The following is a 21,359-nucleotide window of genomic DNA, read 5'->3' as shown; positions in this document are numbered from 1 at the left end:
TTCACCTCGTCCAGCTTGAACGGCTTGATGATGGCTTCGATCTTTTTCATGGACCCGATTTCAAGAACGAGCGGTGGGAAGACGCCCCGGCGATCGCCGGCGACCCAGCACACGCCGGCCGCACGCCACAAGCAGGCTTCGGTTGCTTGCCGCTGCGGCCGCCTGGGAAACTGGAGAGGCGCCTAAGGAATAGGCGCCACCAGATCAGAAAACGATCACGCCGGAAATCGCCTTGTTGGGGCAGGTTCGGCGCCTAGGATCGCGGCGAAACACGGTTGGGAGACGGCTGGAAATGGACGAACGGACCCCGGTGCTCATCGGAGCGGGCCAATTCACGTACCGGGGCGATCCGGCCTCTTCGCCGTCGCCGACGACACTGCTGAAGATTGCGGCGGAACGGGCCGCGGCTGACGCCGGAATCGGCGCCGAGGGGCTGGCCGCGATCGACACCCTGGCGGTCGTGGGCTTCACCATCGACGCGCCCGGCTCGCGCCGCGGGATGATCCCGCACTCCACGAACCCGCCCGCGCTGCTGTCGAAAATGATCGGGGCCGCCCCCCGCTGGAGCGTCTATTCCGAGATGGGCGGCAACACGCCCCAGTACCTGATCAACATCCTGGCCGAGCGGATCGCAAAGGGCGAGACGGAGCTGGCGCTGACCGTCGGCTGCGAGTTCCTGGGCTCGGCGATGAAGCGGATGGGGAAGGGGCTTTCCTTCGACGACTGGAAAGCCGTTGAGGACGAGACCCTCGACACGCCGAAGCGGGTGGGCGACCCGCGGCCCGGCAACACGCCCTACGAGGCGAAGCACGGCCTGAACCGGCCGATCAACATCTACCCGCTGTTCGAGAACGCGCTGCGCGCTCGCGACAAACGGTCGCTCGCCGACCACCAGAAGCAGCTGGGCCGCCTGTTCTCGTCCTTCTCAAAGGTCGCGGCGAAGAACCCCGAGGCCTGGTTCCCGACCGAGCGGACGCCCGAGGAGTTGGTCGAGGTCTCCGAGAAGAACCGGATGATCGGCTACCCCTATCCGAAGCTGCTCAACGCCATCATGGAGGTCGACCAGTCGGCCGCCGTGTTCGTCTGCAGCGTGAAGAAGGCGCGCGAGCTGGGCGTGCCGGAGGGCAAGTGGGTCTACCTGCACGGCTGCGCCGACGCCGCCGACCTGTGGCATCCGCTGGACCGCCAGGACTTCCACTCCAGCCCGGCGATGCGCCTGACCGGCAAGCGGGCCTTCGAGATGGCCGGCGTCGGGCTCGACAGCATCAAGCACATCGACCTCTACTCGTGCTTCCCGGTCGCGGTGGAGATCGGGGCCGAGGAGCTGGGCCTGGCGCTGGACGACCCGCGGGGCCTGACGGTCACCGGCGGCCTGCCGTACATGGGCGGCCCCGGCAACAACTACGTAATGCACTCGGTGGCGGTGATGCATCGCCGGCTGACGGAGAACCCGGGCGACTACGGGCTGGTGACCGGCAACGGCTGGTACCTGACGAAGCAGTCGACGGGCATCTACTCGACCAAGGCCCCGGACAAGCCGTTCGAGCGTGAGGACCCGGCCGTGCTTCAGCGCGAGATCGACGCCCTGCCACACCCGGACGTCATCGAATCGCCGCAGGGGAACGCCACCATCGAGACCTACACCGTCGTCCATAAGCGCGAGGGACCGTTCATGGCGATCGTGGTGGGCCGGGACGCGAACGGCCGCCGATTCGCCGCCAACACGCCCGACGATCCGGCCACCCTCGCGGGGCTCGAGGCGTCGGAACAGGTTGGCCGGACGGGAACCGTGGTCCAGAAGGACGGCCTCAACATCTTCACCCCGGGCTGACCTCACATGGCGCGTCTCTATCTGATCCGGCACGGCCGCCCGTCCGCCACCTGGGGCGGGCACGACGACGATCCGGGGCTGGACGAGACGGGGCTGGCGCAGGCGCGGGCCGCGCGGGACTGGCTCTTGGCCCGTCCCGCGGCCGAGCGGCCGTCGCTGGTGGTGAGCTCGCCGCTGCGCCGCTGCCGCGAGACGGCCGAGCCGATGGCCGAGGCCCTCGGCGTCGCCATCGAGATCGACCCGGTGGTGGGCGAGATCCCGACCCCGAAAGCGCTGGCCGCGGAGGCGCGCCCCGGCTGGCTACGCCAGGCCTTCCAGGGGACCTGGGCGGCGATCGACGGCGACATGGACTACGACGCCTGGCGCGACGACATCCTGGCCTCGCTGGCGCGCCGCGGGAACACTGCGGTCTTCTCGCACTACGTCGCCATCAACGCCGCGGTGTCGAAGCTGACCGGCGTGGACCAGGTGCTGGCCTTCCGGCCCGACCACTGCTCGATCACCGTCCTCGAGACCGACGGCGGCGCGGTGCGCCTGGTCGAGAAGGGCGCAGAGGCCGTGACGGGCGTCCTTTGACCGTGCGGCCCATCCTCTCCGTCGCCGAGATGGCCGCGGCCGACCGGGCCGCGATCGCCGCCGGCACGCCCGGTGTGGAGCTGATGGAGCGCGCGGGCCTTGCCGTGACCGAGGCCGTGGCCCAACGCTTCCGGCCGCAGCCGACCTTCGTCCTGTGCGGACCCGGGAACAACGGTGGCGACGGCTATGTCGTCGCGCGCCTCCTCAAACAGCGCGGCTGGCCAGTCGAGGTGTTCAGCCTCGGCGAGCCCGCGACTCAGGACGCCCAGGCCATGAGCGCCCGGTGGGACGGCGCCACCAGGCCCCTGAACGGCGCCCTGGGCGACGGCCTGGTGATCGACGCCCTGTTCGGCGCAGGCCTCACCCGCCCGCTGGAGGGGGCGGCGGCCAACGCCGCGAGCCTGCTCGCCAGCCGCCCGGGTTCGGTGGTGGCCGTGGACACGCCGAGCGGCGTTCCGGGCGACACGGGCAAGCCCCTGGGGCCGGCCTTCTGCGCCGGTTTGACCGTGACCTTTCATGCCCGCAAGCCCGGCCACGTGCTGGAGCCGGGCCGCAGCCTGTGCGGCGAGGTCGTGGTGGCCGACATCGGGCTGGGCGCGACGCCTTCGACCCTGACCGAGAACGGGCCCGACCTGTGGCTGGCCCGCTTCCCCTGGCCGACGGCCACCTCGCACAAGCACGCCCGCGGGCGGCTGATCGTGGTGAGCGGCGAGGCCTGGAGTACCGGCGCAGCGCGCCTGGCGGCCCGGGCCGGCCTGCGTATCGGCGCGGGCCTGGTGACGATCTACGCCCAGGAGGAGGCGCTGGCCCCCAACGCCGCGCACCTTGAAGCGGTGATGCTGAAGCCCTTCGCCAACGACCTTGAACTGGAGCAGGCCGCCGACCAGGCCGACGGCGCGGTGATCGGCCCGGCCGCGGGGGTCACCGAGACCACCCTGCTGAACGTGCTGGCCCTGGCCCGCACCGGCGCGGCGCTGGTGCTGGACGCCGACGCCATCACCGTCTTCCGCGACGATCCGGACGAGCTGTTCTCCGTGCTGGACCGCGACGACGTGCTGACCCCGCACCAGGGCGAGTTCGAGCGGCTGTTCCCGGGCGTCCTCAGCGCCGCGCCCGAACGCATTGCGGCGGCGCGCAAGGCTGCGGACAAGGCCGGGGCCGTCGTGCTGCTGAAAGGCGCCGACACCGTGATTGCCGCGCCGGACGGACGCTGTGCGGTCAACGTCAACGGCTCGCCGTGGCTGGCCACGGCCGGCTCGGGCGACGTGCTGGCCGGCTTCATCGGCGGCCTTGTGAGCCAGGGCATGGAGAGCTTCGAAGCCGCCTGCGCCGCCGCCTGGATCCATGCCGAAGCCGCCGAACTGCACGGTCCGGGCCTGATCTCGGAAGACCTGCCGGGCCTCGCGCCCACCGTCCTGAGGCGCCTCTACGACGAGCGCTGAGCTCAGCCAAACATGTTGCTGGTCACGCCCCGGGCCATCTCGGCCAGGATATCGGCGGCCAGTTCGTCCAGCTGCGAGCCCTCGCGGTAGTCGCCGCCGGCGGCCAGCCGTGCGCGGCCGTCTCTCAGGAGCTTGTCGGCCGCCGCCTCGGTGATCGGCTTCTCGGGGTCGTAGACGGCCACCGGATGGCCGCCGTGGTCGGTCATCACCCGCATTACCGGGATGTCGGTCAGGCCGTCCCCGAAGAAGGCGATGCGGTCGAAGGGTACGGGGCGGTCGCGGTCGGCTTGCACCGCGTTGATGCCGTCGCTGTCCCACTCGTCCAGCGTCCACTTGTTGATGCGGAACAGGTACTGGGTCTTGCTCGTGTAGTTGATGGCCAGGGCCACCCCCATGGCGTCGCGCTTCTCGTCGAACATGAAGGCCGAGGCGTAGATCCGGTCGAACTGGCCGGCGATCGGCGAGCCCTCGATCAGTTCGCGATTGCCCGACGAGATGATGAAGTGGCGCAGGTCCAGGCCCAGGGCGTCGGCGCGGGCGTTCTGGCGGGCGAACCAGTCCTCGACCCCCGGGAACAGCGGCAGGCTCGCGCCGCGCCGCTGCCAGCTCTCGAGGCTGAGCTCCAGCCCCTTCTCGCGGGCCTTGGCGAGCATTAGGTGCATGTAGGCGAGGATGCCGTCGCCGCGCTGCTCGCGGGCCAGCCGGCCGGCCTCGGCCCAGAAGTCGGCGTGGGCCATCCCCAGCTCGTCCGGGATGAACGCGTGCTCCTGCATGTTGCCGGGGGCAAGCGTGCCGTCGAAATCGTAGGCGAAGACGGCGAGGGGTCGGCTCATCCGGGCTTCACTATCAGTCGCAGGGCGGCCGGGTAAGGGTCGCCCCGGTCCCGCGACGGGAGGCGGGGACCGGGGCGTACGACAGCGGTTGTCGGGGAACAGGGCCGCTGCGCGTATTGTCCGAGTTTGTGTGGGAGATGCGCGGACAGGGCAGTTACGTGTCCGCGTCGGGGCCGGACGCACGCCCATCCAGAATTCTGCGCGAAATCTTCAGGCCAGCCGGCGAGCGCGCTCGTGGACGGTGTCGGCCGCCAGGGCCAGGCCTGCGATCATCAGCGGGATGAGGAAGAAGAACAGGCGATAGCCCAGGAAGGCGGCCGCTAGGCCCGCATGGTCCACGCCCTTGGTCAGCGTCGAGACGGAGCCTTCGAACACGCCCACGCCGCCGGGCACGTGGCTGATCAGGCCCACGACCACCGAAGGCGCATAGGCGCCCACGAAGGCGAAGAAGCCCATGGCGCCGGCCGGCAGCAGGATCCACAGGATGGCCGCCGCCACCGCGTTGTCGACGGTGCCGATCACGAGCTGCGCCAGCGCCACCCGCCACGAGGGCAGCTTGACTGAGTGGCCGAAGGCCCGCAGCGGCCGGTGCAGCACCGCGCACAGCACGATGTAGGTCGTCACGCCGGTGATCAGCAGGCCGCCCAGGACGTCGGCGACCGGGTTGGCGATGCGGCTGACCGTGGCGATTTCGCGGCTGCCGGCCAGCAGCAGGCTGATCCCCGCCAGGGTCGAGATGCCCACGGCGAAGGTGAAGCTGTTGAACACGGTGGCCGCCGCGACCTGGCGCAGGCTGAGGCCGTGCTTGGCGTAGAAGCGGGCCCGCACGGCGCCGGCCACCAGCAGGTTGGCGCCTAGGCTGTGGGAGATGGCGCAGGCGATGAAGCCGCCGGCCAACGCCGAAACCACGCCGATCCTGGCGCCCGCCCAGCGCAGGCCCATCAGCTCGACCACCCCCATGAGCAGGAAGCTCATCGCCGAGAACCCGATGGCGAGCATGGTGGAGTCCCAGCCCCAGGCCGCGATCGCGGCGGCGAGGTCCTCGGGCCGCAGGTCGTGGAACTCGCGCCACAGGATGAAGGCCGCCGCCGCCAGCAGCAGCACGGCCACGAAGTGCCAGACGGCGCCGCTCAGGAACCGGCCGAACCGCGACCCTTGCGTCTCCGGCAGGACGGCCGCGAGTTCCTCTTCCACATCCTCGGGGAGGGGGTCGAGCGGTGCGTCGGGGTCGAGGGTCACCAAGGGTTGCCGGTCCGCTGGAATCGCACGCGCGCCCATGGTCCCTGCCTGGAACCGAAGCGCAAGGCGGAGGTTCTTCCCGCACTTTCCGACGGAATTGAGGAGAAGGCCCATGGAACGGGAAGACTGGCGAGACCTGGAGGCCGAACGCGAACGCCGCCTGCGCGACCGAGACCGGGACGACTACGGTCAGGCGGACTACTCCAACCTCTACGGCTATGACCCCCGCAATCGTACCGGCTACAAGGCCTACGACGATGGCCGGCCGCACGCCGACGACCCACGCCGCCTCGATGAACCCCGCCACTACGGCCGCGATTATCGCGACGAGCGGGACTACGACCGCGACCACCGCCGCGCACGCCGCGACGGGCCGTCCGACCGGGTGCTCTGGGCGGTGATCATGGAGCGGCTGGATGATGAGCGGCGTCTCGACCTGCGCGACGTGAAGGTCGAGGTCCACGACGGCGAGGTGACCTTGCTGGGCCTGGTCCGGCACAAGGCCGACAAGCGCCGGATCGAGGACATCGCCGACATCGAAGGTGTCCGCAACGTGCAGAACAACCTGCGCGTCCGCGAGCGCAGCCGCTGGACGTTCCTGTAGCGGACCGGCGGACATCCACGCCGAAGCTTGTTACGGGAACCCCGTTACGGGAACCCATCCCGGCGCCTGGGCTGTTACGGGACTATGAGCAAACCTGTCGTCGTCACCATTCCCCACGAGCTCGGCCGCGCCGAGGCGAGACGACGCATCGATGAAGGCGCCGGCAACCTGACCAGCCAGATCGGCGCGGTGGGCGAGCTCAAAAAGGCCTGGCAGGGCGACGTCCTGCATTTCTCGCTGCAGGCCATCGGCCAGACGGTCAGCGGGACGATCGCGGTGATGGACCGCGAGGTGCGCCTGGAGGTCCGCCTCCCGGGGATTTTCGCGATGATCGCCAACAAGGTGAAAGGCCGCCTGCGCGAGCAGGGCCAGATTCTGCTGGAGGGCCCCAAGCGGAAGTGAGCCTGGGTTACGGCTAAGGCAACCGATCCAGCGCCCTGGCGTTCTCAGGCGGACCCAGATCACGAGGCCCGACATGCCCCACAAGCAAACCCCGGAAGAGGCCAAGCGCGCCTTCAGCCACGGCTCCAGCGGCGCGGGCGCTGACATGGCCACCGACCCGCACAAGGCCATCGAGGAGCACCGCCACGTCGAGGCGCCGCACTCGCGGCCGGCCGATCCGCTGCCGGACGACAAGAAGATGGATCACATGGCCGAGCGCGAGTTCGAGGCCGAGGACCGTCAGGAGGCCCTGCTGGACGAGGCGATCGAAGAGACCTTCCCGGGCTCTGACCCGATCAGCCCCAAGCATATCACCTGATCAGGGCTTCATAGGCTTCCTGGGCGTCGATCCATTCCAGCTCGGCGGCCTCCAGCGTCGCCTGGGCGGCCTCGCGCCTGCGGGCGAGGTCGGCCGCCTTGCCGGGATCGCCGGCGAAGGTCGCCGGGTCGCTCAGGGTCCGGTCGATGATCGCCAGCATCTCGGTCGCCTTGTGCAGGGCCGCCTCGGCGGCTTCCGCACGGCGGCGGGCCGTGCCGGTGGGGACCTTGCTCTTCGGCGGCGGCGGGGGTGGTGGCGCGGCCACGGGCTCCGGCTCGGCCTTCACCTGCGTCGGGCTGCGGGCCGCCATACGGGCGCGCTCCAGCACCAGGGCCGCATAGTCCTCCATGTCGCCGTCGAACGGCTGGATGGTGCCGTCCGCCGCCAGCCATAGCCGGTCGGCGACCAGCTCCATCAGCGAGCGGTCATGGGTGATCAAGATCACCGCGCCCTCGTAGTCGTTCAGGGCCTCCAGCAGGGCGCGGCGGGAATCGATGTCGAGGTGGTTCGTCGGCTCGTCGAGGATCAGGAGGTGTGGCGCCTCCATGGCCACGAGGTTGAGGAGCAGCCGCGCGCGCTCGCCGCCCGACAGGTTGGCGACCGTCGTGTCGCATTTCTCGAAGCCGATGCCGTACTGGGCCAGGCGCGAGCGGCGCGAGGCCTCGCTGGCCTGCGGCATCACGCGCCGGATGATCTCCAGCGGCGTGTCGTCGGGGTCCATGGCCTCGATCTGGTGCTGGTGGAACCAGCCGACCTTGAGGCGGGGGCTGCGGTGGAACTTGCCGGACTCGGCGGTCAGCGCGCCGGCCACCAGCTTGGCGAAGGTGGACTTGCCCGCCCCGTTGACGCCGAGGAGGCCTATACGGTCGTCGATGTCGAGCCGCAGGTTCAGCTTCTTCAGGATCGGCGGCCCGCCGTAACCGACGGCGGCGTCCTCCAGCCGTAGCAGGGGCGGGGCCAGCGGCCGCTCGGGCGAAGGCAGGACGAAGGGGGTCACCCGCTCCTCGATCACCGCGGCCACGGGCGGCAGCCGGGCGATCATCTTCAGGCGCGACTGGGCCTGGGTGGCCTTCGACGCCTTGGCGCGGAAGCGGTCGACGAACGACTGCAGGTGGGCCCGCTGGGCCTCGATCTTCACCCGCGTCGCCTCCTGCAGGCGCAGCTTCTCAGTCAGCTGCATCTCGAAGCTGTCGTAGCCGCCGGCGTAGAGAGCGAGCTTGCCGTCCTTCAGGTGCAGGATGTGGTCGACCGAGTTGTTCAAGAGCTCACGGTCGTGGCTGATGACGATGGCGGTGTGCGGGTACTTCTTGAGCCGCGCCTCCAGCCAGAGCGCGCCTTCCAGGTCCAGGTAGTTCGTCGGCTCGTCCAGCAGCAGGAGGTCGGGCTCCGCGAACAGGCTGGCCGCCAGCGCTACCCGCATCCGCCAGCCGCCGGAGAACTCCGCCATCGGCCGCGCCAGGTCGGCCTGGCTGAACCCCAGCCCCGCCAGGATTTCGGCGGCCCGCGACGGCGCACGGTCGGCGTCGATCTCGATCAGCCGCGCATAGATGTCGCCCAGCTCCTCCGGCGGCGCGGTCTCGAGGTTGGAGAGCAGCGTGTGGCGCTCGACGTCTGCCTCCAGCACCGTGTCCAGCAGGCTGACCGGCGTGGCGGGATGTTCCTGGTCCACCGACCCGATTCGCGCGTGCCGCGGCAGGCCGATCTCGCCGGAGCCCTGGTGGAGCTGGCCAAGGATGACCTTGAAGAGGGTCGACTTGCCCACGCCGTTGCGGCCCACGAGGCCGACCTTGGCGTCCTTGGGCAGGGTGACCGTGGCCTGGTCGAAGAAGCGGCGTCCCCAGGCGTCGAGGACAAGGTCTTTGATCTGGAGCATGGGAAGGTACCGTGGGCGCCGCCTCTAGCAGACATGTTGCGCTGCGTCATGAGTACGCCGCGCATCCCGCCAAAGTGGCTCCCGGTTTGGCGTCGAGGATGCACGGACGAAAAGTCGCGAGCCGCTCGGGCGGGCTCTTGCGGGTTGATCCGTCGCGGGGGTTGGCGATATAGACCGCGCCGACGCGCGAGGGCTTGCCTCTTGCGCCCCTCCCCATTTCCAAAAGAGCCCCAACGGAGCCCATGACCGAACGCACCTTCTCGATCATCAAGCCGGACGCCACGCGTCGGAACCTGACCGGCAAGGTCAACGCGGTGATCGAGGACGCCGGCCTGCGCATCGTGGCCCAGCGCCGCATCAAGATGACCGAGGCCCAGGCGAAGAAGTTCTACGAAGTCCACGCCGAGCGCCCGTTCTACGGCGAGCTGGTCGAGTTCATGACCTCGGCCCCGGTCGTGGTGCAGGTGCTCGAAGGCGAAAACGCCGTCGCCCGCTACCGCGAAGTGATGGGCGCCACCAACCCGGCCCAGGCCGCGGAGGGCACCATCCGCAAGCTCTACGCCGAGAGCGTGGGCGAGAACTCGGTCCACGGTTCCGACAGCATCGAGAACGCCAAGATCGAGATCGCCCAGTTCTTCACGGACGCCGACATCGTCGGCTGAGCCCAAAGGCCGCCCGCTTATCACTCCGCGGGGTTCGCTCCGCGGAGTCGCTTCAGTTCCCCAACAGCCATAAGTGAACATGAGAGAATCCAAGGTCATGCCTGGCTTCTCCGATCGCCTCGCCGCCCAGGCCGAGGCTCGGAAGGCCCTCCTGGCGAAATTCAAGCCGAAGCCCGCCGTCAAAGCGGAAGGCGCGTTCGAGACGCGCGAACAGCGGAAGGCCCGCGAACTCGAAGAGGTTCGTGCGAAGCGCGCCGCCGAGAAGGAAGCCGCCCGAATCGCCAAGGAGAAGGCCGAGGAAGAGGCCCGTCTCGCCCGCGAGAACGACGAGGAGCTGATGCTCCAGCTCAAGCGGGAAGAGCGCAAGGCGCGCAAGGCCGCCGAAAAGGAAGCCGCCCGCGCCAAGCGCGAGATGAAGGCCCAGATGCGGCGGGCCGGCTAGCCCTCAGTCGAGGAGCCGGTCACGCGCCGGCTCAGCTCGCCGTAGTATCCCTGGATGAGGAGTTCGACGGACTCGCCGCGCTCCTCCGCCTCGAAGGCGAGGTCCTTGGCCATCTGCACGGCGGCCGATCGCGACAGGTCGCGCGCTACCGGCTTGCCGTCACTGAAGACGGTCCAGTCACCATCCTTCAGGGTGACTGCAAACTGCACCATTTACACCTCCCGTACCGCGTGAGCGCGCCAGTACGGTGAAGGTTCCACGGACTGTCATAATTCGACGGGGCGCCCGTGTGGCGTGTGCAAGTATGCGTTTTTCCACGCATCTTTGCGGGCAGTGAGCTCGTCCGACGCGGCCAGGTTGCGCCCGGTGACCAGGCCCTCCAGCGCCGCAACCCAGTGCTCGTAGTAGCGGGTCCCGTCGTCGTCGGGATCGCGCGCCAGCTCCACCGACAGCGCCTGCGCCCACTCCGGCCAGGTGAACGCGCCGGCCTCGTGCAGCTTCAGCGTCAGCGCGAAGGCCTGCGCCTGCCAGGGCTCGGCGAACACCGGCCCCTCGGTGTCCCGCGGCAGGCGCGGGAGGCTCAGGACGTCAGGCCCGCTCAAGGTAGGGCTCCCAGAGATCCAGGCGGACGCTGTCGCGGGCCGGCGCGTCCGGCCCCCACAGTTCGCGCGCCGCGAAGCGCACCGAATAGAGGTGATGCGGATGTTCGCCCTCGCCGTGAGCGTGGCGATCCGGAAAGACGTGGGCGCCGTGCAGGCGCTCGATGACGCCCGTCCGCCCGCGGACGTAACGGGGCAGGCGGGTGTGGCCCTTCGGCTGGATCACCTTCGCCCGCACCCGGTGTCCGACCGCGAAGGCCGGCGGGCCGACCTCGCGGATGTAGGAATAGGGGGCCGTCAGCGCCGCTTGGACGGTCGCGGCGGGCCGGACGGGCGTCGCCTTGGGCTTGGCCGGGTCCGCGCGGCCCGTGGCGAGCTCATCGGCGGTCACGAACCCGCCGGCCAGCAACAGCTGCTCCAGCCGCGTCAGCCACTTCTCGTAGTAGCTCATCCGCAGGTACTCGGCGGGCGGGATCAGCTCCAGCTTGTGGCGGCCGGCGTCGATGTTGCCCCGGGTGGGGGAGGCGAGGGTCAGCGCGTGGACCCGGCCTTCCCAGGCGTGGTGGAAGACCGGCTCGTCGGGCTCGGGCGCGACCGGCCCCATCCCGTGCATGCCGCCCATGTCGTGGACGCCGTTCACAGCCGGGCCGTCCCGATCATGCCGTCGCGGGTGACGAGGGCGGCCAGCGCGTCCTCGTCGAGGCCTTCGGTCCCGGCCGGCCGCTGCGGGATCACCAGGTAGCGGACCTCGGCGGTGGAATCCCAGACGCGGACCTCGACGTTCTCGGGCAGTTCGGTCCCGAACTCGGCGATGACGCCGCGCGGATCGATGACGGCGCGCGAGCGGTAGGGGGCGGATTTGTACCAGACGGGCGGCAGCCCCAGCACCGGCCACGGGTAGCAGGAGCAGAGGGTGCAGACGACGAGGTTGTGCACGTCGTCGGTGTTCTCCACCGCGATCATGTGCTCGCCTTGGCGGCCGGTGAAGTCGAGCTCGGCGATGGCGGCGGTTGCGTCGGCAAGCAGGCGTTCGCGATAGCTCGGATCGCTCCACGCTTTGGCCACCACCCTCGCGCCGTTCCGGGGCCCCACCTTGTGCTCGTAGTGGTCGACGATGGCGTCCAGCGCCGCGGCCTCGACAAGCCCCTTCTCGACCAGCAGGGATTCGAGCGCCTTTACCCTGAGCGCGATGTCGGACGGCGGCTCCTGGTCATGATCGTGGTCATGGTCGTGATGGTCGTGCGCCATGGCCGGCACGTTGGCGCAACGCGCCTGCGAGGTGAAGACCGCACGTGACCGACGCGCCGGAGCCTGCGATGCTTTTCGCGCTGGAGGCGCCCATGGCCGAGCCGCACCTGATCTACTTCGCCGACCCGATGTGCTCGTGGTGCTACGGGTTCTCGCCGGTGATCGATCGGGTCCGCCAGGCCTATGGCCGCGCCCTGCCGATCCGGGTGGTGATGGGCGGGCTGCGGCCAGGAACCGAGACCCCGATGACCGACAAGGCCAGGCGCGAGATCGTCGGCCACTGGAACCATGTGCACGAGGCCACTGGCCTGCCGTTCGACGCGGCAGTGCTCGACCGCGAGGGCTTCGTCTATGACACCGATCCAGCCGCCCGCGCCGTGGTCGTCGCGCGGCGGGAGAGCGAGGAGCTGGCGGTCCGCTACCTGGCCGCTGCGCAACGGGCCTTCTACGCCGAGAACCGCGACGTGACCTCGGGCGAGGTGCTGGGCGATCTCGCGGCAGACTTCGGCCTGGACCGGACGGCCTTCCTCGAAGCGTGGGGCTCGGAGGCGGCGAAGCAGGAAACCTGGCGCGACTACGCCATCTCGCAACGCGCCGGCGTCACCGGCTTCCCGACGCTGGTGGGCGGCCCGAACGACCAGGGCGTCTACGGCGTGGTGACCCGCGGTTTCGCGCCGGCGGAACAGGTGCTGGCCGTGGTGCGGGACTGGATCAACGGCATCGCCGCCTGACGCCGACGTGGACGCGTTCGACCTGCTGGGCCCAGGCGAAACCACGACCGACACCTTCACCTACGAGATGCAGGACGCGCGCGCGGCGTGGCCAGCACGTCCACCGTCACCGTGACGATCGGCGGCGTGGCGAACGGCCCGACCCAGAACGGCGGCAACGGCCAGGACTCCCTGACCGGGACCACGGCCGACGAGCTGCTGAACGGCGGCAACGGCAACGACACGCTGGGCGGCGGCGAGGGGGCGGACACGCTCACCGGCGGCGCCGGCGTCGACATCCTCTCCGGCGGCGCGGGCATCGACAGCCTGTCGGCCGGGGACGGGGCCGACACGCTCGCGGGCGGCGCCGAGGACGATGTGCTCCTGGGCGGTCGTGGCGCCGACTTCTTCACGTTCGAAGGCCTCTTCGGCGATGACGTCATCACCGACTTCAAGCCGATCGACGACACGGGCCGGTTCGTGGGCGCGGGCTTCACGGACTTCGCCGACGTGCTGGCCCACGCCAGCCAGGTCGGCTCCAACGTCGTCATCACCAACGCCGCCGGCGACAGCCTAAAGCTCAACGACCTCCAACTGGCCAGCCTCAGCTCGGGCGACTTCCTGTTCGTGTAAGCGACGGAGGGCGGCGGCGTTCATATGCCGCCGCCCTGCCGCCTTGCGCCCGACCGCCGGGCACGCGATATCGGGGGCAGCGCGGGCGCTTCTTTTCGCCTGCCCCTCTATGAAGGACTTCCAATGCGCGATCCCGTGACCACCGCCCTTGGCCTCGTGCCGATGGTCGTCGAGCAGACGAGCCGGGGAGAGCGCGCCTATGACATCTTCTCGCGCCTGCTGAAGGATCGGATCATCTTCCTGGCGGGCCCCGTCGAGGACGGCATGGCCAGCCTGATCTGCGCCCAGCTGCTGCACCTCGAGGCGGAGAACCCCAAGAAAGAGATCCAGATGTACATCAACTCCCCCGGGGGGATCGTGACGTCTGGCCTCGCGATCTACGACACCATGCAATACATCAAGAGCCCGGTGATCACGCTCTGCCTCGGCATGGCGGCCTCGATGGGCTCGTTCCTGCTGATGGCCGGCGAGAAGGGCAGCCGCATCGCGCTGCCGAACTCGCGGATCATGGTGCACCAGCCGTCCGGCGGCTACTCGGGCAAGGCCCAGGACATCCAGCGCCACGCGCAGGACATCCTGAAGACCAAGAAGCGGCTGAACGAGATCTACGCCCGCCACACCGGCCAGCCGATCGAGGTGGTGGAAGAGACGCTAGACCGCGACCACTTCATGACCGCCGACGAAGCCCGCGACTGGGGCCTCGTCGACCACGTCTGGGAAAAGCGCGACGGCGACTCCTAGACGCCCCTGTGAGAGTTATGGGAAGGGCGTCGGCTGCGGCTGGCGCCCTTTTCGTTTGTCGGAATCGATACTCTGCAAGCCCTCCTCCTCGATGGGGGGTTGGGTGGAGGTGTAGCCGCTGAGCCGACGCAGGTGGCGCAAGTGGGCATCGATGCCCACGGCGTCCATGCGTCACCGCTTTGCGCACACCTTCATCCCCAGCGCTTCCTCCATCGAGGAGGAAGGGAGAGCAGAAGATCAGGGCGCTCCGTTGAGCGTCGATTCGCCCTAGGCCGAGCGGGCGGCCGCCGCCGCCAACAGCGCGGCCCGGCCCGGCGGCTCGGTGACGTCGATGCGCTCGAAGTCGCTGCCGTCGGCGTTGCGTACGTCGGCGAACAGGCCCTTCGGGTCCTCGTGGAAGTGCAGGAAGGCCCGGCTCTTCCGGTAGAACACGCCGCGCGACTTCTCGGTCAGCCCCGGCAGCATCCGCAACTCGGCCAGCAGCGGCTCCAGGTCGTCCAGGGCGGCCGAGGTGGCGTGCTTCATGGCCGCGCAGGCTTCGGGCTGTCCGTGAAGACCCGATAGTAGGGCTCCTCGGCCATGGCCAGCATCTCTGTGTCGCCCTCGGTGTCGCCGTAGGCGGCCAGCACCCGCACGTCGGGCCCGAAGGCGGCGTGGATCCGCACCACCTTCTCGGCGGCCCGGCAGTTGGGCGAGGCGAAGGCGCCGGTGACGCGGCCCCGCTCGTCGAACTCCAGCGGCGTGCCCAGGATCTCGTCGGCGCCGAGGCCGCGGGCGAACGGCGCCACCACGATGTCGGGCGAGGCGGTGACGATCACCAGCCGCACCTGGCCCTTGCGCCAGCGCTTCCAGGCGATCACCGCGTCGGGCCGCAGCAGGCTGCGCGAGTACAGGCCGGCGAATCGGCGCGCGTCCTCCTCGAGCCGTTCGCGGGTCACGCCGGCCAGGAACACCTTCGTCGCGGCCGCCTTGATCCGGCCACGGTCGCGATCGAGCAGGTAGGCGAAAGCGGCGGGGACGAGTCGCAGACCGCCCAGCAGCCACTTCAGCCTCGGCGTCCGCCACTTCAGGAACGCCGTATAACTGTCGCGCACTGTAAGGGTGCCGTCGAAGTCGAAAGCCACAATGGGACGTTCAGGACCTGACGTTGCGTCCGCGCTGTCGATGTCACGCTCTTGTGCCATTTCGGCGCGTTTCCCATTTGGTAAGGCGAGGCGCCCAAGGTCCGGGCTTCGCGCCGCACATTGTCGCTCCCATGAGCGAAGGCTTGTGATCCCGGCGCGGATCAGGGAATGTCAAGACTTGGACAACCCGCGGCGCGTATCCTGCAAGGCTAGGACGCAGACGTCCGGGGCGAGGCCATCCAGTCCACCGGCCGGCCTCGTCGCAAGAGTGAGATGAGATCATGACCAAGGCTGCCAGCGGAGATTCGAAGAGCACGCTGTATTGCTCTTTCTGCGGCAAGAGCCAGCATGAAGTCCGCAAGCTTATCGCGGGCCCGACCGTATTCATCTGTGATGAATGCGTCGAACTGTGCATGGATATCATCCGCGAAGAACACAAGATTTCCTTCGTTAAGTCGAAGGATGGTGTTCCGACCCCGAAGGAAATCCGCGAGGTCCTCGACGATTACGTGATCGGCCAGGACCACGCCAAGAAGGTCCTCTCGGTCGCCGTCCACAATCACTACAAGCGCCTGAACCACGCGACGAAGAACAACGACGTCGAGCTGGGCAAGGCCAACATCCTGCTGATCGGCCCCACCGGCACCGGCAAGACCCTGCTGGCGCAAACCCTGGCCCGAATCATCGACGTGCCGTTCACCGTCGCCGACGCGACGACGCTCACCGAAGCCGGTTATGTGGGCGAGGACGTCGAGAACATCATCCTGAAGCTGCTGCAGTCGGCCGACTACAACGTCGAGCGGGCCCAGCGCGGCATCGTCTACATCGACGAAGTCGACAAGATCAGCCGCAAGTCGGACAACCCCTCGATCACCCGCGACGTGTCGGGCGAGGGCGTGCAGCAGGCGCTCTTGAAGATCATGGAAGGCACCGTCGCTTCCGTGCCGCCGCAGGGCGGGCGCAAGCATCCGCAGCAGGAGTTCCTGCAGGTCGACACGACCAACATCCTGTTCATCTGCGGCGGCGCCTTCGCCGGCCTCGAGAAGATCATCTCGGCGCGCGGCCAGGGCACCAGCGTGGGCTTCGGCGCCAAGGTGTCCGATCCCGACGAGCGCCGCACGGGCGAGATCTTCCGCCAGGTGGAGCCGGACGACCTGCTCCGCTTCGGGCTGATTCCCGAGTTCGTCGGCCGCCTGCCCGTGATCGCCACGCTCGACGACCTCGACGAGAAGGCCCTGGTGAAGATCCTCACCGAGCCGAAGAACGCCTTCGTGAAGCAGTATGTCCGTCTGTTCGAGATGGAGAACATCGGCCTGACCTTCACCGATGACGCGCTCAACGCCGTCGCCCGCAAGGCGATCGTGCGCAAGACGGGGGCCCGTGGCCTGCGTTCGATCCTGGAGGGCGTTCTGCTCGACACCATGTACGAGCTGCCCACCTACGACGGCGTCGAAGAGGTGGTCGTGAACGCGGAAGTCATCGAGGGCCGCGCTCAGCCGCTGATCATCTACGCCGAGCGCCGCGACAAGGGCGGCGCCGCCTAGGACTCGGTCAAATCCGAAATTGATGAGGCCCCGCAAGCAATTGTGGGGCCTTCTTCATGTTAGATCGTTGTGGCCGGCCTTGCCATTCGTCCGTCGCTGGCCACATTGACCGCATGTCGCTGATCCAGGGTCTCGACCACATCAACATCCGCACCGCCGACCTCGCCGCCACCAAGGCATTCCTGGTCGACGTGCTGGGCCTCGCCGAAGGCTGGCGGCCGCCGTTCCCGTTCCCGGGCGCGTGGCTCTATGCCGGCGACAAGGATGTCGTGCACCTTGTGCAGGTCGATCGGCCGGCCGCGGACAGCGCGGGCTCGTCCCTGGACCACTTCGCCTTCGACATCGCCGACTACGAGGACGCCTTGGCCCGCGTGGAGAAGACCGGCCTTCAGTTCCGCGCCACGGCCACGCCCGGCACCACGGTGAAGCAGATCTTCGTCCGCGACCCCAACGGCGTCACGATCGAGCTCAACTGGAAGGGCGACCGGCCGCGGGGGTAGGGCTTTCCCTCCCTTGGGGGGGGAGGGACAGCTCGCCGCAGGCGAGCAGGGTGAGGAGGTGTGGATCCTCACCGACGTCTGCGTTCTGGCCCACACTCCCTCACCCTGACCGCTGCCGCGGCCTGTCCCTCCCCATCAAGGGAGTGAACGTCCGTTTCTGACGTACCCCCATGTTCCACTCGCCGTCGAATGTCCGACCCGCTCGCCATCACTGACGAGGAAGCCGAGGGCCTGGCGCGGCTGGCGCAGGCGCAGCTGCGGCTCGCCACGCGCCTCTCCGAGCGCGCCCTGGAGGAGCCGGATGTCGACGCCGCCTGCCACCTTGCCCGCGCGTCCGAGCGGGTGGCGCGCGGCTACCGGCAGTCGCTGCTGCTCAAGTCCCGGCTGAAGCGCGACCGCGATGTGGCGCAGCGCGAGGCCGCCGCCCACCCGGCCGTCCGGACGCCTCAGCAGCAGGCGCGCGTCAACCAGCGTATCCGCGAGGTCCATGCCGCCGTCGAGCGCGTCTTTGAAGAGCACGCCGAAGCGCTCGCCGACGAGGATGTCGACGACATGCTGGTCTTCCTCATGGACACGCTCGAAGAGGAGGGCCACGGCGACGGCTTCCTCGCCGAGCCGATCGAGGCCCAGGTCGCGCGCATGTGCGAGACCTTCGGCCTGCCCGCGCCGGGATCGGCGACGGAGGCCGCAGCGCCGCCCGACACATCCTAGGGTCATCACCCCCGGATCGTCATCCCGCGACTTGTTCGCGGGACCCATGATCTCGGCGCCCGGGGAGTCGTCCCGCGGCGGCGACGCGGCGCGTCCTGACGTTCTCCTGTGTTCATAGGTCCCGCGGACAAGCCGCGGGATGAAGAGGCTTGGGGCGCTACCCCGCCGGCTTCCGGAACTTCAGAATGAACTGGTCCGTCTTGCCGCGGATTGATTTGTTGAACACGTCCGCGGTCTTGGGGTCGGCGGGGTTGGCGAGCAGCGGGCTCTCGGCCTCGAGGACGAAACCCGCGGCGGTCACCTGGTTCTTCACCGTTGCGACGTCGATACGGTGCAGGGTGTCTGTCTCGGTCATGCCCGTGCCGGGACGGCCGGCGTGGTCGATGATCACGTAGAGCCCGCCGGGCTTCAGCGCCTTGAACACCGCCGCGTTCAGCACGGCCGGATCGACCTTCCCCATGAAGGGGTCGGGGTAGTCATGGTAGTTTTGCGACGTGAAGACGAGGTCCAGCGGCTCGGGCGCGCTGAAGGCCTTGGCCGGCTGGGTCAGCACCACGACGTTGGTGAAAGGCGCCGCCGCGGCCATCTTACGCATCGTGTCGGAGTCGGGCTTCGAGACCTTGTCGTACTCGTCCGGCCAGACCGCATAGACCTTGCCCGTCGGGCCGACGGTCAGGCTGAACAGGCGGGTGAAGTAGCCGCCGCCGGGAATCAGGTCGAAGACCTTCTGGCCGGGCTTCACCTCGGCGAAGGCCACGATCTCGGGTCCTTTGCGCGTCGCGTCCTTGGCCACGTCGGCGGCGCGGGCGGGATCGGCCGCCACGTTCGGCGTCGGCGCCGCGGCTGCGGCGGGCGTGGCCTCTTCTTTGGCGGTCTCGGAGCGGGCGCAGCCCGAGGCGAGGGCGGCGGCAATAGCGGGCGCGATGAGGGCGACCAGGGCAGGGCGGGTCATGGGGTTCCTCCGTCTGGCCGCCAAGCTAAACCGGCCTGCGGAGGCCGCCGACAGCCTTGAGACCAACGGGCGTATTGCCTATCTGAACGGCGTGAGTGGATTCTGGCCCTTCGCCGTCCGCGTCCTTTCCCGCCAAACTGCGTATACAGAGGCGATTGGACGCAGTGTCGCGCCCCCTGCGCGTCACGCTTGAAAGGGCTTGGAAACCGTCCACATAAATCATCAAGCAAGCCGCCGGCGTCCGGCGGACGGGTCGTCCGACTCAAGCGCATCGTTTGAGTGACCGCGATCCGGCAGGCGAGGCCTGAGACAAAACAGGCCCGCCAGGAGTTAGAGCATCATGTCAGAGATCAAGATCCTCCCGATCCTGCCGCTGCGGGACATCGTGGTCTTCCCCCATCAGCCGGTTCCTCTGTTTGTCGGCCGGGAGAAGTCCGTCCGTGCGCTGGAAGAAGCCATGCGCGCCGAGGGCAAGCAGATCCTGCTCGCCACTCAGAAGGACAAGGACGACGACGATCCGTCGCCCAACGCGATCTACGATGTCGGGGTCGTGGCCACCATCCTGCAGCTCCTGAAGCTGCCCGACGGCACCGTGAAGGTGCTGGTGGAAGGCAAGGCGCGCGCGGGCATCACCCGTTTCACCAGCTCGGGCGACTACTACGAGGCCGAGATCGCGATGGTGCAGGAGGACGGCGCGGGTTCGCCCGAGGCCGAGGCCCTGTCGCGCGCGGTGATCGAGCAGTTCGAGAACTACGTTAAGCTGAACAAGAAGGTCCCGCCCGAGGCGCTGGCTGCGATCCCGCAGATCGACAACCCCTCGGAGTTGGCCGACCGGATCGCCGGCCACCTGTCGGTGAAGATCGCCGAGAAGCAGCAGCTGCTCGAGGTCTTCAATGTCGTGAAGCGGCTGGAGAAGGTCTACGCCCTGATGGAGGGCGAGATTTCGGTCATGCAGACCGAGAAGAAGATCCGCAATCGCGTGAAGCGTCAGATGGAGAAGACGCAGCGCGAGTACTACCTGAACGAACAGATGAAGGCGATCCAGCGCGAGCTGGGCGAACAGGACGACCACCGCGACGAGCTGATCGAGCTCGAGAAGCGCATCAAGAAGACCAAGCTCTCCAAGGAAGCGCGGACCAAGGCCGAAGCGGAGCTGAAGAAGCTACGCAACATGAGCCCGATGTCGGCCGAGAGCACGGTCGTGCGGAACTACCTCGACTGGCTGCTGTCGATCCCGTGGGGCAAGGCCAAGCAGAAGCCCATCGACCTGAAGAAGGCGGAGGACATCCTCAACGAGGACCACTACGGCCTGGAGAAGGTCAAGGAGCGGATCCTGGAGTACCTGGCGGTGCAGGCTCGGGTGGGCGCCCTGAAGGGCCCGATCCTGTGCCTGGTTGGACCTCCGGGCGTTGGCAAGACCTCGCTCGGCAAGTCCATCGCCAAGGCCACCAGCCGCGAGTTCGTCCGGGTCTCCCTGGGCGGCGTGCGCGACGAGGCCGAGATCCGCGGCCACCGCCGGACCTACATCGGTTCGATGCCCGGCAAGGTCATCCAGTCGATGAAGAAGGCGAAGACCACCAACGCGTTCTTCCTGCTGGACGAGATCGACAAGATGGGCAGCGACTGGCGGGGCGACCCGAGCTCGGCGCTGCTCGAGGTGCTGGACCCGGCGCAGAACTCGACGTTCGGCGACCACTACCTCGAGGTCGACTACGACCTGTCGCCGGTGATGTTCGTCACCACGGCCAACTCGCTCAACATGCCCCAGCCCCTGCTGGACCGCATGGAGATCATCCGCATCCCCGGCTACACCGAGGACGAGAAGGTCGAGATCGCCAAGCGGCACATCCTGCCGAAGCTCACCAAGGACCACGGCCTGAAGCCGGAAGAGTTCGTGGTGCCCGAGGACGCGATCCGCGGCCTGATCCGCTATTACACGCGGGAGGCCGGCGTCCGGAACCTCGAGCGCGAGCTGGGCAACCTGGCGCGCAAGACGGTCCGTGACCTGGGCCGCGAGAAGCTCATCTCGATCACGGTCGACGAGGCGCGGCTCGAGAAGTACGCGGGCGTCAAGAAGTACCGCTATGGCGAGATGGACGCCGAGGACGCGGTCGGCATCATCACCGGCCTCGCCTACACCGACTTCGGCGGCGACATCCTCACCATCGAAGCGGTGAAGATGCCCGGCAAGGGCCGCATGTCCATCACGGGCAACCTGAAGGACGTGATGAAGGAGTCGATCTCGGCGGCGAACAGCTACGTCCGCAGCCGGGCCACGAAGTTCGGCCTCGAGCCGCCGATGTTCGAACGGACCGACGTCCACATCCACGTGCCG

General features: G+C 68.6%; 25 protein-coding genes. 15 read left to right on the top strand and 10 right to left on the bottom strand.

Going from position 1 to position 21,359, the window contains the following annotated elements:
• Positions 1-292 precede the first annotated feature (292 nt).
• Genes VGD44_RS14750 through VGD44_RS14740 form a run of 3 tightly spaced genes read left to right on the top strand, consistent with a single transcriptional unit; the run spans position 293 to position 3,849 of the window.
• Complete coding sequence (locus tag VGD44_RS14750; RefSeq protein WP_331088363.1) at positions 293-1,831, top strand: acetyl-CoA acetyltransferase; 1,539 nt, start codon at positions 293-295, stop codon at positions 1,829-1,831.
• A 6-nt stretch (positions 1,832-1,837) separates the two neighbouring features.
• Entirely contained in the window at positions 1,838-2,407 is a 570-nt protein-coding gene (locus VGD44_RS14745) for a histidine phosphatase family protein (RefSeq protein ID WP_331088361.1), read from the top strand.
• Positions 2,404-3,849: an NAD(P)H-hydrate dehydratase gene (locus tag VGD44_RS14740; protein ID WP_331088359.1), complete on the top strand. Its 1,446-nt coding sequence runs from the start codon at positions 2,404-2,406 to the stop codon at positions 3,847-3,849. Before VGD44_RS14745 ends, VGD44_RS14740 begins: the two co-directional genes overlap by 4 nt.
• 2 nt (positions 3,850-3,851) lie before the next feature.
• On the opposite strand, the gene VGD44_RS14735 is transcribed toward VGD44_RS14740, so the two are convergent.
• Both VGD44_RS14735 and VGD44_RS14730 read right to left on the bottom strand, forming a co-directional pair.
• A complete protein-coding gene (locus VGD44_RS14735) occupies positions 3,852-4,682 on the bottom strand; it encodes an HAD family hydrolase (RefSeq protein WP_331088357.1) in 831 nt (276 codons plus the stop codon).
• A gap of 210 nt (positions 4,683-4,892) precedes the next feature.
• Complete coding sequence (locus tag VGD44_RS14730) at positions 4,893-5,921, bottom strand: hypothetical protein (RefSeq protein ID WP_331088355.1); 1,029 nt, start codon at positions 5,919-5,921, stop codon at positions 4,893-4,895.
• A 112-nt stretch (positions 5,922-6,033) separates the two neighbouring features.
• On the opposite strand from VGD44_RS14730, the gene VGD44_RS14725 reads away from it, so the two are divergent.
• The 3 genes from VGD44_RS14725 (at position 6,034) to VGD44_RS14715 (ending at position 7,285) form a co-directional block, all read left to right on the top strand.
• Positions 6,034-6,525, top strand: a complete 492-nt coding sequence (locus VGD44_RS14725) for a BON domain-containing protein (protein WP_331088354.1) — start codon at positions 6,034-6,036, stop codon at positions 6,523-6,525.
• Between the two features lie 84 nt (positions 6,526-6,609).
• Positions 6,610-6,927 carry a polyhydroxyalkanoic acid system family protein gene (locus tag VGD44_RS14720; protein ID WP_331088352.1) on the top strand — a complete coding sequence of 106 codons (318 nt, stop codon included), beginning with the start codon at positions 6,610-6,612 and terminating at the stop codon, positions 6,925-6,927.
• A gap of 73 nt (positions 6,928-7,000) precedes the next feature.
• On the top strand, positions 7,001-7,285 hold the full coding sequence (locus tag VGD44_RS14715) for a hypothetical protein (protein ID WP_331088349.1): 285 nt from the start codon (positions 7,001-7,003) through the stop codon (positions 7,283-7,285).
• Here the strand turns inward: VGD44_RS14715 and VGD44_RS14710 are convergent.
• The gene (locus VGD44_RS14710; protein ID WP_331088347.1) at positions 7,278-9,158 is read right to left on the bottom strand and encodes an ABC-F family ATP-binding cassette domain-containing protein; all 1,881 of its coding nucleotides are present in this window, start codon (positions 9,156-9,158) and stop codon (positions 7,278-7,280) included. The genes VGD44_RS14715 and VGD44_RS14710 overlap by 8 nt on opposite strands.
• 242 nt (positions 9,159-9,400) lie before the next feature.
• Here VGD44_RS14710 and ndk point away from each other — a divergent pair, with 242 nt between their 5' ends.
• Positions 9,401-9,820 (top strand): nucleoside-diphosphate kinase, encoded by a 420-nt coding sequence (gene ndk / locus VGD44_RS14705; RefSeq protein ID WP_331088345.1) that lies wholly within the window; start codon positions 9,401-9,403, stop codon positions 9,818-9,820.
• Positions 9,821-9,899: 79 nt separating this feature from the next.
• A complete protein-coding gene (locus tag VGD44_RS14700) occupies positions 9,900-10,262 on the top strand; it encodes a DUF6481 family protein (protein ID WP_331088343.1) in 363 nt (120 codons plus the stop codon).
• Here the strand turns inward: VGD44_RS14700 and VGD44_RS14695 are convergent.
• Genes VGD44_RS14695 through nthA form a run of 4 tightly spaced genes read right to left on the bottom strand, consistent with a single transcriptional unit; the run spans position 10,259 to position 12,109 of the window.
• Complete coding sequence (locus VGD44_RS14695; RefSeq protein WP_331088341.1) at positions 10,259-10,474, bottom strand: hypothetical protein; 216 nt, start codon at positions 10,472-10,474, stop codon at positions 10,259-10,261. The genes VGD44_RS14700 and VGD44_RS14695 overlap by 4 nt on opposite strands.
• A 54-nt stretch (positions 10,475-10,528) precedes the next feature.
• On the bottom strand, positions 10,529-10,864 hold the full coding sequence (locus VGD44_RS14690) for a nitrile hydratase accessory protein (RefSeq protein WP_331088339.1): 336 nt from the start codon (positions 10,862-10,864) through the stop codon (positions 10,529-10,531).
• Complete coding sequence (gene nthB, locus VGD44_RS14685) at positions 10,851-11,501, bottom strand: nitrile hydratase subunit beta (RefSeq protein ID WP_331088337.1); 651 nt, start codon at positions 11,499-11,501, stop codon at positions 10,851-10,853. Before nthB ends, VGD44_RS14690 begins: the two co-directional genes overlap by 14 nt.
• Positions 11,498-12,109: a nitrile hydratase subunit alpha gene (gene nthA, locus VGD44_RS14680; protein ID WP_331088335.1), complete on the bottom strand. Its 612-nt coding sequence runs from the start codon at positions 12,107-12,109 to the stop codon at positions 11,498-11,500. Before nthA ends, nthB begins: the two co-directional genes overlap by 4 nt.
• A gap of 68 nt (positions 12,110-12,177) precedes the next feature.
• On the opposite strand from nthA, the gene VGD44_RS14675 reads away from it, so the two are divergent.
• The 3 genes from VGD44_RS14675 to VGD44_RS14665 all read left to right on the top strand — a co-directional run bounded on the left by VGD44_RS14675 (position 12,178) and on the right by VGD44_RS14665 (position 14,193).
• Positions 12,178-12,840, top strand: a complete 663-nt coding sequence (locus VGD44_RS14675; protein ID WP_331088333.1) for a DsbA family protein — start codon at positions 12,178-12,180, stop codon at positions 12,838-12,840.
• 87 nt (positions 12,841-12,927) lie between these two features.
• A complete protein-coding gene (locus tag VGD44_RS14670; protein ID WP_331088331.1) occupies positions 12,928-13,452 on the top strand; it encodes a calcium-binding protein in 525 nt (174 codons plus the stop codon).
• 123 nt (positions 13,453-13,575) lie between these two features.
• Complete coding sequence (locus tag VGD44_RS14665) at positions 13,576-14,193, top strand: ATP-dependent Clp protease proteolytic subunit (protein WP_331088329.1); 618 nt, start codon at positions 13,576-13,578, stop codon at positions 14,191-14,193.
• A gap of 267 nt (positions 14,194-14,460) precedes the next feature.
• On the opposite strand, the gene VGD44_RS14660 is transcribed toward VGD44_RS14665, so the two are convergent.
• Together VGD44_RS14660 and VGD44_RS14655 are read right to left on the bottom strand one after the other, a co-directional pair.
• Positions 14,461-14,718, bottom strand: coding sequence for a hypothetical protein (locus tag VGD44_RS14660; RefSeq protein ID WP_331088327.1), 258 nt, complete (start codon positions 14,716-14,718; stop codon positions 14,461-14,463).
• The gene (locus VGD44_RS14655; RefSeq protein ID WP_331088325.1) at positions 14,715-15,317 is read right to left on the bottom strand and encodes an HAD-IB family hydrolase; all 603 of its coding nucleotides are present in this window, start codon (positions 15,315-15,317) and stop codon (positions 14,715-14,717) included. Before VGD44_RS14655 ends, VGD44_RS14660 begins: the two co-directional genes overlap by 4 nt.
• 281 nt (positions 15,318-15,598) lie before the next feature.
• On the opposite strand from VGD44_RS14655, the gene clpX reads away from it, so the two are divergent.
• From clpX to VGD44_RS14640, 3 genes are all read left to right on the top strand, one after another.
• Positions 15,599-16,861 carry an ATP-dependent Clp protease ATP-binding subunit ClpX gene (gene clpX / locus VGD44_RS14650; protein ID WP_331088323.1) on the top strand — a complete coding sequence of 421 codons (1,263 nt, stop codon included), beginning with the start codon at positions 15,599-15,601 and terminating at the stop codon, positions 16,859-16,861.
• 113 nt (positions 16,862-16,974) lie between these two features.
• On the top strand, positions 16,975-17,361 hold the full coding sequence (locus VGD44_RS14645) for a VOC family protein (protein WP_331088321.1): 387 nt from the start codon (positions 16,975-16,977) through the stop codon (positions 17,359-17,361).
• Between the two features lie 189 nt (positions 17,362-17,550).
• Positions 17,551-18,072, top strand: coding sequence for a hypothetical protein (locus VGD44_RS14640; RefSeq protein WP_331088319.1), 522 nt, complete (start codon positions 17,551-17,553; stop codon positions 18,070-18,072).
• Positions 18,073-18,229: 157 nt separating this feature from the next.
• Here VGD44_RS14640 and VGD44_RS14635 read toward each other — a convergent pair whose 3' ends face one another.
• On the bottom strand, positions 18,230-19,024 hold the full coding sequence (locus VGD44_RS14635; RefSeq protein ID WP_331088317.1) for a methyltransferase: 795 nt from the start codon (positions 19,022-19,024) through the stop codon (positions 18,230-18,232).
• A 340-nt stretch (positions 19,025-19,364) separates the two neighbouring features.
• On the opposite strand from VGD44_RS14635, the gene lon reads away from it, so the two are divergent.
• A partial coding sequence (gene lon, locus VGD44_RS14630) for an endopeptidase La (protein ID WP_331088314.1) occupies positions 19,365-21,359 on the top strand: 1,995 nt, incomplete at its 3' end.

This window comes from Phenylobacterium sp. (assembly GCF_036402295.1).
GTDB lineage: Bacteria > Pseudomonadota > Alphaproteobacteria > Caulobacterales > Caulobacteraceae > Phenylobacterium.
This window is presented reverse-complemented; position numbering and strand designations above follow the sequence as displayed.

Coding starts and splice junctions, on each gene's coding strand:
- VGD44_RS14635 (WP_331088317.1), bottom strand. CDS start 19,024: ATGACCCGCCCTGCCCTGGTCGCCCTCATCGCGCCCGCTATTGCCGCC.
- ndk (WP_331088345.1), top strand. CDS start 9,401: ATGACCGAACGCACCTTCTCGATCATCAAGCCGGACGCCACGCGTCGG.
- clpX (WP_331088323.1), top strand. CDS start 15,599: ATGACCAAGGCTGCCAGCGGAGATTCGAAGAGCACGCTGTATTGCTCT.
- VGD44_RS14640 (WP_331088319.1), top strand. CDS start 17,551: ATGTCCGACCCGCTCGCCATCACTGACGAGGAAGCCGAGGGCCTGGCG.
- VGD44_RS14645 (WP_331088321.1), top strand. CDS start 16,975: ATGTCGCTGATCCAGGGTCTCGACCACATCAACATCCGCACCGCCGAC.
- nthA (WP_331088335.1), bottom strand. CDS start 12,109: ATGGCGCACGACCATCACGACCATGACCACGATCATGACCAGGAGCCG.
- VGD44_RS14750 (WP_331088363.1), top strand. CDS start 293: ATGGACGAACGGACCCCGGTGCTCATCGGAGCGGGCCAATTCACGTAC.
- VGD44_RS14725 (WP_331088354.1), top strand. CDS start 6,034: ATGGAACGGGAAGACTGGCGAGACCTGGAGGCCGAACGCGAACGCCGC.
- VGD44_RS14675 (WP_331088333.1), top strand. CDS start 12,178: ATGCTTTTCGCGCTGGAGGCGCCCATGGCCGAGCCGCACCTGATCTAC.
- VGD44_RS14665 (WP_331088329.1), top strand. CDS start 13,576: ATGCGCGATCCCGTGACCACCGCCCTTGGCCTCGTGCCGATGGTCGTC.
- VGD44_RS14735 (WP_331088357.1), bottom strand. CDS start 4,682: ATGAGCCGACCCCTCGCCGTCTTCGCCTACGATTTCGACGGCACGCTT.
- VGD44_RS14715 (WP_331088349.1), top strand. CDS start 7,001: ATGCCCCACAAGCAAACCCCGGAAGAGGCCAAGCGCGCCTTCAGCCAC.
- VGD44_RS14720 (WP_331088352.1), top strand. CDS start 6,610: ATGAGCAAACCTGTCGTCGTCACCATTCCCCACGAGCTCGGCCGCGCC.
- VGD44_RS14710 (WP_331088347.1), bottom strand. CDS start 9,158: ATGCTCCAGATCAAAGACCTTGTCCTCGACGCCTGGGGACGCCGCTTC.
- VGD44_RS14700 (WP_331088343.1), top strand. CDS start 9,900: ATGAGAGAATCCAAGGTCATGCCTGGCTTCTCCGATCGCCTCGCCGCC.
- VGD44_RS14695 (WP_331088341.1), bottom strand. CDS start 10,474: ATGGTGCAGTTTGCAGTCACCCTGAAGGATGGTGACTGGACCGTCTTC.
- VGD44_RS14660 (WP_331088327.1), bottom strand. CDS start 14,718: ATGAAGCACGCCACCTCGGCCGCCCTGGACGACCTGGAGCCGCTGCTG.
- VGD44_RS14745 (WP_331088361.1), top strand. CDS start 1,838: ATGGCGCGTCTCTATCTGATCCGGCACGGCCGCCCGTCCGCCACCTGG.